At 57.8% G+C, this 16,409-nt stretch carries 13 protein-coding genes; all 13 read left to right on the top strand.

Annotated elements, in window-relative coordinates; translation table 11 throughout:
- The first annotated feature begins 339 nt into the window (after positions 1-339).
- Positions 340-972, top strand: a complete 633-nt coding sequence (locus tag VFX97_05895; GenBank protein HEX5702711.1) for a hypothetical protein — start codon at positions 340-342, stop codon at positions 970-972.
- A gap of 75 nt (positions 973-1,047) precedes the next feature.
- Entirely contained in the window at positions 1,048-2,151 is a 1,104-nt protein-coding gene (locus VFX97_05890) for a hypothetical protein (GenBank protein ID HEX5702710.1), read from the top strand.
- The gene (locus tag VFX97_05885) at positions 2,148-2,630 is read left to right on the top strand and encodes a heme-binding domain-containing protein (GenBank protein ID HEX5702709.1); all 483 of its coding nucleotides are present in this window, start codon (positions 2,148-2,150) and stop codon (positions 2,628-2,630) included. Before VFX97_05890 ends, VFX97_05885 begins: the two co-directional genes overlap by 4 nt.
- 189 nt (positions 2,631-2,819) lie before the next feature.
- On the top strand, positions 2,820-3,596 hold the full coding sequence (locus VFX97_05880; protein ID HEX5702708.1) for a response regulator transcription factor: 777 nt from the start codon (positions 2,820-2,822) through the stop codon (positions 3,594-3,596).
- Positions 3,597-3,687: 91 nt separating this feature from the next.
- Complete coding sequence (locus tag VFX97_05875; protein ID HEX5702707.1) at positions 3,688-5,346, top strand: HEAT repeat domain-containing protein; 1,659 nt, start codon at positions 3,688-3,690, stop codon at positions 5,344-5,346.
- A gap of 84 nt (positions 5,347-5,430) precedes the next feature.
- Positions 5,431-7,173 (top strand): HEAT repeat domain-containing protein, encoded by a 1,743-nt coding sequence (locus VFX97_05870; protein HEX5702706.1) that lies wholly within the window; start codon positions 5,431-5,433, stop codon positions 7,171-7,173.
- Entirely contained in the window at positions 7,170-9,209 is a 2,040-nt protein-coding gene (locus VFX97_05865; GenBank protein ID HEX5702705.1) for a HEAT repeat domain-containing protein, read from the top strand. The genes VFX97_05870 and VFX97_05865 overlap by 4 nt, the downstream gene beginning before the upstream one ends.
- Before the next feature lie 243 nt (positions 9,210-9,452).
- Positions 9,453-11,441 (top strand): excinuclease ABC subunit UvrB, encoded by a 1,989-nt coding sequence (gene uvrB / locus VFX97_05860; protein ID HEX5702704.1) that lies wholly within the window; start codon positions 9,453-9,455, stop codon positions 11,439-11,441.
- 127 nt (positions 11,442-11,568) lie between these two features.
- Positions 11,569-12,327, top strand: coding sequence for a hypothetical protein (locus VFX97_05855; GenBank protein ID HEX5702703.1), 759 nt, complete (start codon positions 11,569-11,571; stop codon positions 12,325-12,327).
- Positions 12,328-12,336: 9 nt separating this feature from the next.
- Positions 12,337-13,866 carry an FAD-binding oxidoreductase gene (locus VFX97_05850; GenBank protein HEX5702702.1) on the top strand — a complete coding sequence of 510 codons (1,530 nt, stop codon included), beginning with the start codon at positions 12,337-12,339 and terminating at the stop codon, positions 13,864-13,866.
- 303 nt (positions 13,867-14,169) lie between these two features.
- Entirely contained in the window at positions 14,170-14,358 is a 189-nt protein-coding gene (locus tag VFX97_05845; protein HEX5702701.1) for a GxxExxY protein, read from the top strand.
- Positions 14,359-14,420: 62 nt separating this feature from the next.
- Positions 14,421-15,590 carry a chorismate synthase gene (aroC, locus tag VFX97_05840; GenBank protein ID HEX5702700.1) on the top strand — a complete coding sequence of 390 codons (1,170 nt, stop codon included), beginning with the start codon at positions 14,421-14,423 and terminating at the stop codon, positions 15,588-15,590.
- Between the two features lie 296 nt (positions 15,591-15,886).
- Positions 15,887-16,405: a peptide deformylase gene (def, locus tag VFX97_05835; protein ID HEX5702699.1), complete on the top strand. Its 519-nt coding sequence runs from the start codon at positions 15,887-15,889 to the stop codon at positions 16,403-16,405.
- The last annotated feature ends 4 nt before the right edge of the window (positions 16,406-16,409 follow it).

Raw genomic sequence — 16,409 nt, 5'->3', positions numbered from 1 at the left:
GTGGTGAGGCCGGCGCGATCCTTAAATAGATCCCACACTTCTCCTGAGATTTGCGCCTCAGTCTGACTGGTAATTCGTTCCACATACCTGAAGCGATCGAGCGGACCGGGGTGAGTGTCATCTTCGCTGGTAACTCGAGTCAGCGAGTCTCGCGCCATGCTTTCGACTTCCTCGTGAGCCGTAATCGGCAACTTCTCTTTTCAGCGAAGCGTGTCAGGCACATAATGGCGGCGGCACGTCAGTCTTAACAACTCTTTACAATCAACTCCGATCACGATGATGGCAGGTAACGTACACTTCAGCATCCAGACCTGGCAGCCATCAGAAGGAGGAAGGAAGATGAGTCAATCACGAAATGGATCGTTGTCGCTTCGCAGTCACCGCGTCGTGCGGTCAACGACGGCGCTATTACTTATCCTGGCGGGCAGTTTTAACCTCATCGCGTGTTCCCGATTGGCGGTCGCTGACAGGGCCTCAGATCCCCCAACCTGGAACACTAAAATAGTGGCCGACAACGAACCGGGCGAGCCTTTGATCGTCTCCGGCACCATCTATTCTCCTGACGGCAAGCAGCCGTTGGAAGGAATCACGCTTTTCGTTTATCAGACCGACGCGACCGGGGTTTATACCACCAGCGGCGGCGACAATCGGGCTACGCGTATTCACGGCGTTATGCGCACAAACGCGCAAGGCAAATACGAGTTCCGCACGATTAAACCCGGCTCGTACCCGAACAGTCGCAACCCCGCGCACATCCACGCCTATGTTTCAGGTCCGGGTTACCCGGAATACTGGATCGATGAATATCACTTCAGCGACGATGCGTTCGTTAGCGAAGCGGACAAGCGGGCGGCGAGCGGCCAGGGAACCTTCTCTCCGATCTTAAGCCCGACCCGTGGGGCGGATGGTATTCTTCGCGCAGTGCGCGACATTCGCATCGAACGGTGCACGAGGAATTGCACGGGAAGATAGTCTGGCTGTTAACCTGCAGTTCGTGTAAGACGTCTCAGTATTAACAGCGACAGACCTTCGAACGGCAAACGAGGAATGCTCATCAAATCGCTAACTCGGACGGCCACCGCGCTGGCTGTTTTATTACTCGTCTCCACGTTTGCCAACGCGCATCCGCCCACGGGCATCGTGGTGGATTCACGCGGTCGTCTTTATTTCAGCGACCTGGAAACTATTTGGAAGCTTGGCCCGGGGGGCAGACTTGTGGTTTTTCGCGCAGGCGTCGCCGGACGGCATGTGCACGAACTGTTCATTGATAGTGATGGGAATGTTTACGGCTCGGATGTTGGCTACGACCAGGCGACCCGGAAATATGTCGGCTCAGTCTGGAAGATGTCGGCTAGTGGAGTAGTAACGTGGCTGCAAGAGCCGTCGGACAATGCGAAACCCGGCATCAGCATCTGGGTTGATCGTTCCGGCAACATGTACTCAATCGATCAGAACAATCATACGAAGACGCGGACGGTGCTGCTGCGTCGCACGCCGGACGGAACTGTGACGACACTCGCGGGCGGCGCATACGGCCACGCGGATGGACAGGGCACAGCCGCTAAGTTTAGCAGCGTGGGTGGCATGACGTTCGGCCCTGACGGCAATCTTTATCTGACAGACGGCAGCACAGTGCGCAAGGTAACGTTAGATGGCAGAGTGACGACGGTGGCGAGAAACTTGGACTTTACGACGCCAGAGGATCAGAAACAGGATGGAGGCCTTACGGGATTGGCGGCGGATTCGAACGGAAGTATTTATGTGGCTGACACCGGGCGTCGGCGTCTGTTGAAAGTGAAGTCTGACGGAAACACTGATGTCGTCTATCGTGCCACCGCGCCGTTTTTTCCCAACGGCGTCGCGGTGGGACGTGATGGTTCAATCTACGTTTTGGAGTTCGGTATGACGCCGCCGAACATTAACAGCGGTCCGCGCGTGCGAAAAATTTTACCCGACGGCAAGAACGTGGTGCTGGTAACGCTGGGTGAGCAAGCGGCTCAAACGCCGGCCGACTCTTCTTCAGGCGGCGCTCCCGACTCAAACATTTATGCCACCCGGCCAGACAGGATTCTCATGCTCGTTGCGCTGCTGGGTGTCGGTGGACTGGCTACGTGGGTCTGGCGGCACCGGCATGGAAATCAAAGCGCATGAAAACAAAATTACTTCGAATTCTAAAATGGCTCGCTATTGTCCTGGCGCTCGCGGCCGTCGGAATTCAATTTGTGCGGCCGGCGCGTACGAATCCGCCGCTCGAGCCCACCCAGACGCTTGAGGCGCACACGCAGATGACTCCGGAAGTCGCAAAGATCTTTGAGCGCGCCTGCAACGACTGCCACTCAAACGAAACGACGTGGCCCTGGTACACGAATGTGGCCCCGGTTTCCTGGTGGACAATAGATCACGTAAATCACGGACGAGAGCATCTAAACTATTCCGATTGGGGCAAGCTCCCGCGCCGCGACCAGGAGAAGACCTTGCAGGAAATCTGCGATGAGGTGCTTGACGGCAAAATGCCCTTGCCGTCGTATTTGCCGATGCATTCAGAGGCGCGCTTGTCAGAGGCCGACAAGAAGGTCCTTTGCGACTGGACCGAAGCCGAGCGCCAACGAATGGCCGCCCAACCCCGGTAATCTTGCGGTCTACGCTTATTCCCCCGCGGAGGAACATGCCCCCCTTACGTGCGCCACCGCACATTACCAATTTGTGTCAATTTGCTAAATTAGGCTTGAGTCGGGGTGTCCCTGCCTGCTATATTCGGTTGGGCGCGCCCCCAAGCGCGGACTTGCCGAACCCCCTTCTCGCCTTCGGGAAACTGGGAAATGACAGAAAGAGATAACGGGAAGTTGGGTCAACCTCATTCAACCGAAGCCACAGGTGCAGCCGTGGCTCCTGCGCAAGCAACCTCACTTCTGATCATTGAAGACGACGAAAACATTTCGAGCGCCATCCAGGAGTATTTCACTCGCGCTGGTTACAGTGTGACAACCGCGGCCGATGGTTTGGCCGGAGTTGAAGCAGCCGGCAAGGATAGACCTGATGTGGTCGTGCTCGATTTGATGTTGCCAAAGATGGACGGTCTGGCCGTCTGCAAAGAGCTTCGTCTCAAAAGTCCGCAGATGCCGATTCTGATGCTGACGGCAAAGGACGATGTGGTCGACAAGGTGCTGGGCCTGGAAATGGGCGCCGACGATTACATCACCAAACCGTTCAGTTTGCGTGAACTGGAAGCAAGAATTAAGTCCGTGCTACGCCGGTCACGCGCGGGAACGGCAGTTGAGGGCGAAGACGAAGCGCCCATCCTCCGTGGGAATTTGCGGATCGATCCAATCCGGCGCGAGGTGACAATTGGTGACCGGCACGTTGAGCTCACCCCAAAAGAGTTTGACCTGCTGCGATTGTTCGCTTCGAATCCTGGCCGCGTTTTCCCGCGAAAGTACCTGCTCGAAAAGATTTGGGATTACTCCTACGAAGGCTACGATCGGACGATTGATTCTCACATCAACCGGCTCCGAGCAAAGGTCGAGCAGAACCCGGACAATCCTCAGCTCGTGCTGACCGTCTGGGGTATTGGCTACAAGTTCACGGACGCTGAATAGCCCGGTCCGTTCTTCACCGCAAAGACTTGCCCGCGAAGTGAGCTGAATCCACCAGCTCTTTCAATCCTGACGCAAGCAGAAAGACCCGCACATGAAGTCCACAGAAAATTCCGCCTGGCATCGCATCGCATTTCGCTCGCTGAGTGTAGCGCTGTGCTTCTTGTTGTCCTGCAGCGTTGTCGCTGCGCAAGCGCGCACTGAGCCACCGCCGAGTCGTGGCCTACTGGGGTGGTTGATCGACAACTACATCTTAACCATCGTCCTGGTCGCTGGGTTCGCGGCCCTGGTTGTGTGGCGGGCCCGGAAAATGAGAACGTCAGATGTAGTGGCAAGACCGTTAGAGCCGCGCCCCGTCCAATCGCCGCGAGAAATCACCGCCCCGGAAAGCCGAAAGTCCCCTGCCGCTTCATCTGCCACGCAGGAGTCAGATCATCAGCCGCGCGCTCGCGCAGCCAAAGAGACTGCGGCGCCAGATACCGCGCAGTCAGCATTCGGCGCGTACCGCATTGATCAGGAAGTCGGCAAGCTCGTACTCGGCAAGCCGCACCGCATGGACGTGATGGCGTCCCGCGTGAAGGATGATCGTCGTGCTATCGAGGCTTCATTAATCAAGGCGTTAACCGCCGCTGACGTTGACCAGGCCGGTCGCGAACGCGCGCGCCGCGCTTTGGAAGATTACGGATTTGTCGCGCGCCAATGCGCGCTCATGCTGCAAGGCCGCGATGCGTGGGAGCGTTCGTCGGCCGCTCGCGTGCTGGGTCAGATTAGTTCTCCCGCGTCATTGCCCGCGCTGCTCGAGGCTTTGCACGACGCCGATTCCGTCGTCAGAAACCAGGCGGTCACCAGCCTGGGCCAGTCGAAACAGCCCGCTGCGATCGGCGCCCTGCTCGATATCGCCCGCCGTCATTCAGACATTCCTCCAGCCCTCTTGAGCGAGAGCCTGACGGCGTGCTCGGTTGATGACCTTAGCTTTTTGGATTCAGCGCCGTTCGATTTCAACGAACCACAGCCTAACGTGGACGGCGAACCGCAGGAAGTTGATTCGTTTCTCTCCTCGGAACAATTGCCGACCGGTGATGACGACGATGCGTTGCTGGGATTGTTGACGCGACTGGAAAGTTCGGACGACGCCGAGCGCGCGCAAGTCGCCCGCGAACTGGCTTCTCATCGCGCGCAACGCGCGGTGGCGGCCTTGGGCTCTACCGCATTGCACGATACCGACCCGAGTGTGCGGGCGGCTGCGGTAGCCGGTCTGGGCAATATTGATCACGAATCAGTTTTCGCGCCGGTGCTGATCTCGCTGGCCGACGATACGCGCGAAGTGCGGGCGGCCGCGGCTCGCAGTTTGTCGAGTCTTCATTTTGATCGCACCGAAGCCTATGCTCGGGTGATGAAATCGGCCGACCTGCAGACTCTTCAAACCTTTGCTCAGGCGTGTGTGAAGACAGGTATTGCTGCCCAGGCGATTGACCGCCTGGCTAGTGAAGACCGGAGACACGCGCAGGAAGCGTTCGCTCTCTTCTCGCTACTGGCCAAGGCCGGTGAGGTCCAGCCCATCCTGGAGATCATCGGAACGCATCCCGAGGTTCAAGTGAAGCTCGCCGCCGTGCGCGTGTTGAGTGTGGCGGGCAGTTCGGATGCCGCTCCAAAACTCCGGGAACTAGTGGCCACGGAAGGCATGCCGGAAGATGTTCGCACCAGCATTCTCGAACTCCTCTACAAGTTCGACAAAGAACCCGCCGCAGTCTAAACGCAAGTGACAACGTTCCCACGGACGTTGCATAATTCCTTCTGCGAAGACGTTCGCGTTTCTCATTTGAGGCCGCCCCAATTCATGAGCACCGCCAATCAATCCTCATTACCGCGAGTTCTGGGCCTGATCACAGCATTCGGGTGCTGCGCGGCAACGGTGGTGTTTACTGCTTCTCCGATCGCGTTAACCCAGAGCCGCATCATCGCGCCGCAGCGGTCAGCCAACGCCAACTCAACCAAACGATCGCGCGTCGCCACTTTGCGCGCAAGCGATTCAACCAGTGGATCACGTGTTGCGCTGACGTCCGATCAGTCCCTGAACGATTACGAAGCGTATCGCCGCGGCGATCGATTCTACGTGCGGATTCCGGCGGCTGATGTGCCGCGACCGGAAGCCGTGCGTGGTCGCGCGTTTGGCGACGTCAAGGTGCAACGCGGTGCCAGTGACACCGTGCTTTCTTTCCGGCTCCAGCCCGGCGCCACGGCTCGGGTCGAGCAGCGCGGAAACAAGCTCGATGTTGTCTTCACCATGCCCGGGTCGCGCTCAGATGTCACGACCTCAACGGGTCGCGACGTGGCGGGTAACGATGCGGGACCGGCGCCACCTCCAGCCGATCCACAACGACGCGGCAATGCAAACTCAAACAGGTTAGGTGCGGCGGATCGTGCGGGCAATCGAAACTCGAACGATCGATCTTCTGCTGCTTCGGCCCGAGCGACGCCGACGCCGCGCGCGACTCCATCGCCAAAACCTTCACCGACACCTTCGGCTAAGCCGAGTTCAAGCCCCACCGCGACGCCGCGCGTTTCACCGTTCGTAGCGCAGCAAAGGAGTTCGCCGTCGCCAGCTGCGACTGCGGCTTCGTCGCAAACATCCGCGCAGGGTTTGACCTGGAGCAACGTGAAGCAGCGCGTGCGCTACTGGATCCTTTTGGCGCAGCTAAATCCGGTCCCTGTCGGTATCGGCGTCGCTGTACTTCTGCTGCTGATCGGCTTGCTGATCATGCAGCGCCGTCGTGCGAAAGCAATAAAGCGAAGTCGACCGCGCAAGTCGCCGATGAAGCCCGCCGTCCTCGCCACAGAGAAAGCTCCACCTATCGCCGTCGAACCGCAGCCGGTTGAGCCCCTCCAAACGGAAGCCGACCTCGCCGGCGCTACGGTAGCCGCCGCGGTGGTGACACCCGAGCCGCCGCAACCTGCGCCGCAAGCGACGGACGCCCAACATGAACGCGTGACACGCGCTTCCGAGGAAGTGAAGACACTGATGGCCGGTGGCGATTATGACAAAAGTATTATCGCTTCCGACGATCGCTACACGCGCCAACTGGTTGGGGCGGAGTTGCTATCGGCCCTCGTCGGGCGGAATCTTCAACGTCGCGAGCGTGCCCGCGCGGCGTTCATGAATCATGGTTACTTTGACGATGCCACCCGCGATTTGCGAATTGCTGAGTCACCCAATGAGCGGGCCGCGGCCGCGCGCCGGCTCAGCTTCGTGCACGATCGCGAGGCGACCCCACATTTGATCGCTGCGCTTGAAGACTCTTCGCCTGACGTGCGTCGTGCGTCCGTCGAAGCGCTGATGGACTTGCGTGACCCGGCGGCGATCGCGCCGTTGAACTCGCTCATGCAAACCGAAACAGATCGAAGAGTGCCACGGAGTTTACTTAAGCACGCAGTCGAAGCTTGCGCCACGAGTGGGTCGGAGCCTGCGGCGGCAGAGAATCTCAGATCTCAGGTCTCAGATCTCAATAGTTCCCTGCCCGAGGAGGCGTCAACTCCGATTTCGCGAACGGCCGATAATGAACGTGAGGTGATTGAGATATGAGTGCGCGCGAGCTGCTTGTCCAACTTCGGGAAAAAGGCGTTGATGTGAAAGCCAACGGTGATCGTCTGGTGATCGATGCGCCAAGAGGCGCGATTACGCCTGATCTGCGCGACGCTTTGTCGGCAAACAAGGCCGAAATTCTGCAAATTTTGACGGCGCCACCGATCGAAAGAGTGGCGCCTAAGCCCGCGCCGGTGCTTGTGCAGGCTCCTGTCGCGGCACCTGAGCCTCCAGCGGTACAGCACGAAGCGCCATCACAAGCGCCGGAACCGGAAGCAATCTCTTCCGAGAGATCTTCGGTCCTTGAAGAGACCAACCAGCTCGAAGTTGAACTGAATCGGCTGCGCACGGAAGAGGAAGCACGCCGGGCAGAATTCGAAACAGCCCGTCTGGCGGCTGAGCATGCTTTTAATCAGGCGTCTCACCAATGGCGGCAGGAACAGGAAGCAGCCGCGCGCCGGCGCGCTGAGCAAGAGAAACTGCGGATTGAAGCGGAAGCGCGCGAACGGGCGGCTGAGGAGACCCGGCGTCGCATCGCGGAGACCGAACTGGCTCGCGCCGAAGAGGAATTGAAACGCATGCGCGCAATGGAAGACGCGCGACGCGCCGAGGTCGAAGCGCAATTTGCCTCCGCGGAAGCAGCGCGCCAGACCGAACTCGAACAAGCGCGCAACGTGGAAGCCGAACAGTCGCGCATACGCGGTGAGGAAGAGCGACGGTTTCTCGAAGGTGAAGCGCGCAAGCGAGCACAGGAAGACGAGATGCGCCGCCGCGCCCAGACACGCATCGCCGCCGTCGAAGAAGAAATTCTCCGGCTGCGCCTGCGCGAAGATGCGCGCGTGAGGTCCGCCGAAGAAGCGAGGCTGCTGGCGGAAGAAACGCAACGCCGCCGCGCGGAAGAGGAAGCCCGACGGCACGCTGAGGCCGAAGCTCAGCGTCGTGCCGACGAAGAGGCCCGGTTGCGGGCTGAGATCGAGGCGCAGATGCGCGCGGAAGCCGAGGCGAAGAGGAAAGTCGAAGAAGAAGCGCAAAAGCGAACTGAAGCCGAGGCTCGCCGGCGCGCACAGGAAGAGGCCGAACGGCTCGCCGCTGAACAGGCGCAGTTTGCAGCTGAACAGGAAGCTCGTCGTCGCGCCGAGGACGAAGAACGCCGGCGCCTCGAAGAAGAACGTCGCCTTCAGGCAGAGGTGGAAGAACGATTGAGGGCTGAAGAAGCCGCGCGTGCACGGGCAGAAGAAGATGTACGCTTGCGAGCTGAAGCCGAAGTGCGCCAGCGGGCCGAACTCGAAGCGCGAATTCGTGCCGAGGTTGAAGCAAAACTGCGTGCGGAGGAAGAAGAGCGGCAAGCGTTGCTTGAGGAGCGCGAGCAAGAACAGTACGTACAACGACCTTCCGAAAGGATTAAGCCAGGCGAATTTCTCGGCGGCGAGGACTCCGAGTTTCAGCCCGTCAGCATGCCTGAAGCGACCCCAGTTTCGTCAGCAACGCGCCCGGATGCTCGCGCGCGAGCGGCGGAGCTGCAAAATCTCGCGTCATTGGAAACTGAGGATGCTTTCCAGGAGATCACCGAAGCCTTCGATGACCCGGCGTCCGAAGTTCGCAATGCGGCCGCGCAAGCGTTGTACGATTTTCAGGAAGACCGCGCCGCCGCGTTTACGCGCGCCTTGCGTGATTCCCCGGCAGAACGCCGCGCCAGAATTGGCGCCGCCATCGCGACTTCAGGACTCGCGGACGAGGCCATCAACAACTTGACCGGCGAGAGCCGCGACAAGACCTACGACGCATTCTCTCTCCTTTTCCTGATGTCGAAATCCGGGGAAATAAATCCGCTGATGCGAGCTATCGAAGCTCATCCCAGCACCGAAGTACGTCTGGCCGTCGTGAAGCTGCTTGCGTTAAGCGGACAGCCGGATGTGTTGCCGGCATTTCGTCGCATGGCTGTGCGCGGAACGCTGCCGCCTGAAGTTCGTTCGGCGGTGATGGAGGCGATTTATCAGGTGGGCAGTCACCCGGGAGAAGAGCAGCAGGTCTCTTAATCCAAGTGAAGATTTACCTTTTTGGAAAGGCGCAGAGTCATCGGCTCTGCGCCTTTTGCCTTCTCGGCATCATCCCGGGTTCGCATCAGCTCGTCGCCTTTGGTTTTTGCTCGGTGTCTCTGCGCGATCTCTGTGTCTCTGTGGTGGCCATTCGTCAAACAAAACTCACCACAGAGACACGAGCGCGCAAGTTAGGGGGTACAGTTTGTTCTAATTACGATTCACGATTTACTATTTACGCTTATGCCCTTCGTCCTGAAATCGAATTATCGTCCCTGTGGCGACCAGCCGCAGGCAATCGAAGCCCTGGTGCGTGGCGTCAATGACGGCGCGAAGGATCAGGTTCTGCTCGGCATCACCGGCAGCGGCAAGACTTTCACGGTCGCGAGTGTCATCGACGAGACGCAACGCCCCACACTCGTGATAGCCCACAACAAAACTCTTGCGGCCCAGCTTTACCAGGAATTCCGGACCCTCTTCCCCGACAACTCGGTCGAGTATTTTGTTTCGTACTACGACTATTATCAGCCCGAAGCCTATGTGCCGGCCTCAGACACTTACATCGAAAAAGATGCGATCGTAAACGAAGACATCGACCGCCTGCGCATGTCCGCGACGCGTGCCTTGTTTGAGCGCCGGGACGTTATTGTGGTTGCAAGCGTCTCGTGTATCTACGGCCTCGGCGATCCGGATGCGTACTACGGCATGCTGGTTTTCCTCGAGCCCGGGATGCGCATCGCGCGTGACACGCTGCTCCAGCGACTCGTCGAGTTGCAGTACGAACGCAACGACATCGATTTCAAGCGCGGCAGCTTTCGCGTGCGCGGAGACGTTGTCGAGGTTTATCCCAGCTATCAGGACGAAGCGTATCGGATAGAGCTGTGGGGAGACGAAATCGATTCGATCTCGACAATCGATCCGCTACTCGGCGAGATTACGCAGAAGCACACTTCGCGACTTCCCATCTATCCGAAGTCCCATTACGTGATGCCGCGCACGACTTTGAAGCGCGCCATCAAATCGATCAAACAGGAGTTGGAGTGGTGGGAACCAAAGCTGATCGAAGAAGGAAAGCTGCTTGAAGCCCAGCGCCTGCACCAGCGCACGATGTTCGACCTCGAGATGATGAAAGAGATGGGCTTCTGCCGGGGCATCGAAAACTATTCGCGCCATCTCACCGGAAAGCAACCGGGAGAGCCGCCGCCGACGCTGCTGGATTATCTGCCGCGCGACACTCTCGTGATTATCGACGAATCGCATCAGACCATTCCGCAAGTGCGCGGCATGTTTTTTGGCGATCAATCACGCAAGAAGACGCTGGTCGAATATGGATTTCGTCTGCCGTCCGCGCTCGACAACCGGCCGTTGAATTTTGAAGAGTTCGAAGAACGAGTGACGCAACGGATTTACGTTTCGGCGACCCCGGGGCCATACGAATTCACCAAGACCAGCGGCGAAGTGATCGAACAAATCATTCGCCCGACCGGGTTAATGGATCCGGAAGTTGAAGTACGTCCGGTCAAAGGTCAAATCGATCATCTCCTCAACGAATGCCGCATCCGCGCTGAGCGCAACGAACGCGTGCTGGTGACCACGCTCACCAAGAAGATGGCGGAAGACTTGACCGAGTACTTCACAGAAGTCGATGTTCGCGTGCGCTATCTCCATTCGGACATTGAAACGCTGGAGCGCATCAGAATTCTGCGCGACCTGCGCCGCGGTGAATTCGATGTGCTGGTCGGCATCAACCTGCTGCGGGAAGGGCTGGATCTGCCGGAAGTCTCGCTAGTTGCGATTCTCGACGCTGACAAAGAAGGGTTTCTGCGTTCCGAATCGTCTCTGATCCAAACGATCGGCCGCGCCGCGCGCAACGCGGAAGGCAAAGCGATCCTTTATGCCGACCGGATAACTGATTCGATGAAGCGGGCGATTGACGAAACCACGCGCCGGCGGGAATTGCAGCGGGCATACAATCTCGAGAACGGCATTGTGCCGCAGACCATCATCAAGCCAATCGAAGCGACCCTGGTCACCGCCGCCGAAGCGGATTACTTCAAGGTGCCGCTGGAACTCGAGGACATCGAAGCCTACAGTCCCCAGCAAATCGGCGAAACGATTGCGCGTCTTGATTTCGAAATGCGCGAGCATGCGAAGAAGTTCGAGTTTGAGAAAGCTGCTGAACTGCGTGACCGCATCAAGTATCTGCGTGAACGGGAGCTGCAAGTCGCGTAGGGACTCTTAACCACAGACGACACCAGAAGCAGACAAACATTAAAACCGTTGTACTTTTTGACTCTTCTCAGTGTTCCTCGGTGGTTGAAATAGTGCTCGTCAAGACTGAACCATATCAGATCACGCAATGAGAATTTCGTCATGGCTGGGAAGACACCGTGGACACGTGCTGGACGTTCTGGTCTTCCTGGCAAACCTTTTCCTGTTCGGTATTGTGGCGCGTTGGTTGGGCAAACTGGGCGCCGGCTTTACGGCCAACGAAGATAAGGCAGCGCGGCAGCTCGCCTTCATCATCCTGGCCGCGTTCATCTCTTACACCGCCGGCGCAATCCTCAAGCGCGCGCCATTGCATGCGCGACGTAAAACGCTTCCGAGTCCCGGGTACGCCGGTTGTCTGTTTCTCGGATGGGTTTCTCTCTCCCTGAGTCTCTCGATTTTCGGCGCGGCCGTCGTGGCGGTCGGTCTTGAGCACGCACCCAAAGGCGTTCCCCTCGCATTGGTCATCCTTTTAAGCACACTCCCTACTATCTTCGCGGCGCGCGTCGTCTTCCCGCCAAAGAAACTCGAGCAAATGCCGGCGTGGCGCAAGAGCTGGCCCATGGAATTACTGGCTGACATTCTGATTGTCGCCGCCGTACTCCTGCTCACCACCATGTGGAATATCTGGTTCGCTGACCTGTTTATATTCGATTCGCCTGGTCTTGGTTTGACGGAGAAGCTGTTTGCGGCCGGCTTGGCGGCGGGCGCGTTTGCGTTGTTTTATGTGACCCCGCGGTTTCTGTTCTTAATTGAGGACTTTGATCGCTGGCCCACCTGGGTCACGATTGGATTGACGCTGGCGCCGCTCATCGGACGTATTCTTCTGGCTGGCTCGGCAGGCGGCTGATCATTTGTGATGTTGACGAAGACCACACCGGACGAGATTCACGACTTTCTTGGCGATGCGAGTTACCTGACTGGCGGCTTCACCTCTGCTGTGTTCTTTCCGGAAAGTGCGGAAGAAGCTGCTCAGCTTCTGGCGAAAGCCAGCGGAGATAAAACGCCGGTCACAATCTCAGGCGCGGGCACGGGTACCGTTGGCGGTCGAGTCCCCTTCGGCGGAATCGTCATCGCCACCGACAAACTAAATCACATCAAGCGTGTTGCTCGCGACGAGAAGGGTGGCCACGCCGTCGCCGAAGCAGGCGTCCGATTGATTGAACTCCAGCGCGCGGTTGAAGCCGATGGCCTGTTTTATCCACCTGATCCGACCGAGAGGACGTGCTTCCTCGGCGGAACGATTTCCACGAACGCCTCTGGATCTCGCACCTTCAAGTACGGCCCGACGCGAAACTATATCGAGCGTTTGAAGATTGCTTTGGCCACCGGTGACGTAATCGATTTGCGGCGAGGTGAACTACAAGTTCGCGACGGTGGCCACGTTACGATTCCGCTTTCCTCCGGCCGCACCATCAACGCGAAGGTGCCGGGTTATCAAATGCCGAAAGTGAGAAAGCACGCCTCCGGATATTTCGTCGCACCCGGAATGGACGTGATCGATCTATTCATTGGCAGCGAAGGAACCCTGGGCGTGATCCTGGAAGCTGAAGTGCGGCTCATTGCAAAACCTGAAAGCCTTCTGAGCGGCGTTGTGTTCTTCGATTCCGACGAGAACCTCCTTGCTTTCGTTCGTGATGTGCGAACGCGATCGCTGAGGCACAGACTTCAGTCTGTGTCCGTTGCACATGATTCACAGACTGAAGTCTGTGCCACGCTCGACGCGCGCGCGCTGGAATACTTTGATGTTGAGTCACTCAGCTTCCTGCGCCGGAAATACGACACCATTCCTGACGGAGCGGTTGGCGCGATTTTCTTTGAGCAAGAAACCAACCCCGCAACCGAAGAGTCGCTGATGAACGAATGGCTGGAACTGACGGAACGTCATCAGGCTCTGGGCGAGCAGTCATGGTTTGCCACGAATGAACAGGATCACGCTAAGCTCCGCGAGTTCCGTCACGCGTTGCCGGTGCTGATGAACGAACGGTTCGCGAAATACAGGCAGCGAAAAGTCTCAACCGACATCGCTGTGCCTGACGATTCATTCGCCGACATGCTGAGCTTTTATCGCGACGCGTTGCGGGGCGGCGAATTGCGCTACACGATTTTTGGCCACATCGGCGACAATCACGTGCACGTAAATATTCTGCCGCGCAACGACGAAGAGGCCGCAAAGGCCTGGGAGATTTATCGAAGTTTCATTCGACGTGCGGTGGAGCTGGGCGGAACGATTTCCGCCGAGCATGGCATCGGCAAATTGAAGCGTGAGTATTTGCGGGAAATGTATGGCGATCAGCACGTGCGCGAAATGGTTGAATTGAAACGAGCATTCGATCCGGCAGGCATTCTTGGGCGTGGAAACATGTTTGATGAAGGGCTTCTCGCTTAGCAAGAATCGTTACCTTGCAACGAAATGTTAAGATCGCCTTCAAGATTCACCGCAGAGACGCAGAGATCGCTGAGGTTTCGCAGAGGAACCACGCCTCAGTATTTTGCGAGATCCATGCACGTCAACGAAATCACCCGAGATCAGCGCAGGCATCTCCGTTCACCGCGCTTTGGGTCCGGGACTATTGGAATCGGCCTACCAAAAGTGCATGTATCAGGAGTTGACAGCCCGAGGCGTTGGATTCGAGCGGGAGGTTCCAATACCGCTCGAGTATCGGGGCGTTCGGCTTGACTGCGGATTCGGTTGGATCTTCTCGTCGCCCGCCGGCTGGTAGTTGAAGTGAAGGCAATTGAGGCGATTGCCCCCATCCATGAGGCGCAACTGATAACATATTTGCGGCTTGGTGGGTGGAATGTTGGGCTTCTTATGAACTTCAATGTTGTGGTATTGAAGGACGGCATCAGAAGAAGAGTGCTCGATTTGAGGGAATGACTCTCTGCGCTTTCTCTGCGTTCTCCGCGTCTCTGCGGTGAGCGCCCTTTCTCGCAACTTACATGTTCCGCTTCACCACCGCCGGCGAATCACACGGACGCGCATTGGTCGCGATCGTCGAAGGTCTGCCCGCCGGACTGCCCATCAACGTCGATCAAATCAATCATGACTTATGGCGCCGGCAGCAAGGCTATGGCCGCGGCGCGCGGATGAAGATCGAGAAAGACGAAGTTGAAATCCTGAGCGGAGTGCGACATGGCGTGACCCTCGGTTCGCCGCTCGCGCTGATGATTGAAAACAAGGATTGGGCGACCTGGGACGCAGTGATGGCGGTCGAGCCGAAAGAGCTTGCGCCCGAGAAATCCCGGCTCGTCAAACGCCCGCGCCCCGGTCACGCGGATTTAGCCGGCGGTTTGAAGTACGACGCGCGCGATCTGCGCAACGTCCTGGAGCGTGCGTCGGCACGTGAGACCGCAGCCCGCGTCGCTTGCGGAGCAATCGCGAAGCAATTGCTGCAACAGTTTGGAATCGAGATCCGCAGTCACGTAATTCAACTGGGCGGGATTCCCGAGCAGCCGTTGGAACTGACTTTCGATCAAGTCTCATCGATTCCCGACGATTCGCCTTTGCGCTGCGCCGACGCGGACGCGCAACAGCGAATGATTCAATTGATCGACGAGACAAAAGCCGCGGGCGACACCCTTGGCGGCATCTTTGAAGTCATCGCGCGCGATGCGCCGCCGGGTTTGGGCTCGCACACCGCCTGGGATTTGAAACTTGATGGCCGCCTGGCGCAGGCGATCATGTCGATTCCCGCGGTCAAGGCCGTGGCTATCGGCGCCGGAATTGAAGCGAGTTCCCTTCCCGGGTCGAAAGTTCACGATGAGATCGGTTATAGCGATGACTTAAAGGAATTTGTGCGCGAGACCAACCGGGCGGGTGGCCTGGAAGGCGGTGTGACGAACGGTGAAGAGATTCGTGTGCGCGGGTTCCTGAAACCCATTTCCACGCTGCGGCGCGCACTGCGCTCGGTCGATATCGACACAAAACAGGAAGAGCGTGCGGCGTTTGAACGTTCCGATATCACGGTCATTCCCGCCGCGGGCGTAATTGGCGAAGCGATGATGGCACTCGTGCTCGCCCAAGCCACCCGCGAAAAGTTCGGCGGCGACAGCCTGGGCGAGATGAAACGGAATTACGAAGGCTATCGCGAACAGTTGCGAGCGTATTGATCGGAACTTGACCACAACAGACACATAAGAAAGCCCAGCGGAAACCTCCGTCTCTATGGTTCAATCCTGTAGTGTCCTAATTTGCTTTTTCTGTAACGCTCTGTGGTTCTCGGTGTCTCTGTAGTGGCAGTTGCTTAGAGAAGCATTCACCACAGAGACACTGAGGCTTCACAGAGTTCCACAGAGATTCTGAAATTAGGACACTCCGTTCAATCCTCTCTGCTGGCGAAAGCCGGAACGTTCATCGTAAAATCAACGACGCTAAACTAAATCCCTGAGGAATCTTCTTTTATTGAATGGCAGTATTGAAACTGGTTACCTGGCCCAATCCGATTTTAGAAACCCCCGCTGATCCCGTTACCAAATTCGACGACGATCTAAGGAAGCTGGCCGATGACATGTTCGAAACGATGTATGCCGCGCCCGGCGTCGGACTGGCCGGCGTCCAGGTCGGCATCGCGAAGCGTCTGTTTGTGATGGATTGTTCGGGCGGAAAAGATCCGGCAAGCCGTTATTTCATGGCCAATCCTGAGATCATCGTGCAGGAAGGCAAACAGGACGGTGAAGAAGGCTGCCTCTCGATTCCGGGTATTTACTCAAAGGTGTCTCGCAGCATGCGCGTGATCGCGCGCGGCCACGATCTTACTGGTAAGCAGTACGAGATCGAGGGAATAGAGCTTGAGGGACGATGTCTGCTCCACGAAACGGATCATTGCGACGGCATCCTTTATGTAAATCGCATAACGCCGCTCAAGCGCGAGATCGTCAAACGAAAGGTCAGGAAATTGCAGAAGGCCGGCGAATGGCCTGAGTAGTCTC

Source organism: Pyrinomonadaceae bacterium (genome assembly GCA_036277115.1).
Classification (GTDB): Bacteria; Acidobacteriota; Blastocatellia; order Pyrinomonadales; family Pyrinomonadaceae; genus UBA11740.
The sequence above is the reverse complement of the archived record's forward strand: the minus strand, read 5'-3'. Positions and strand labels throughout refer to the sequence as shown.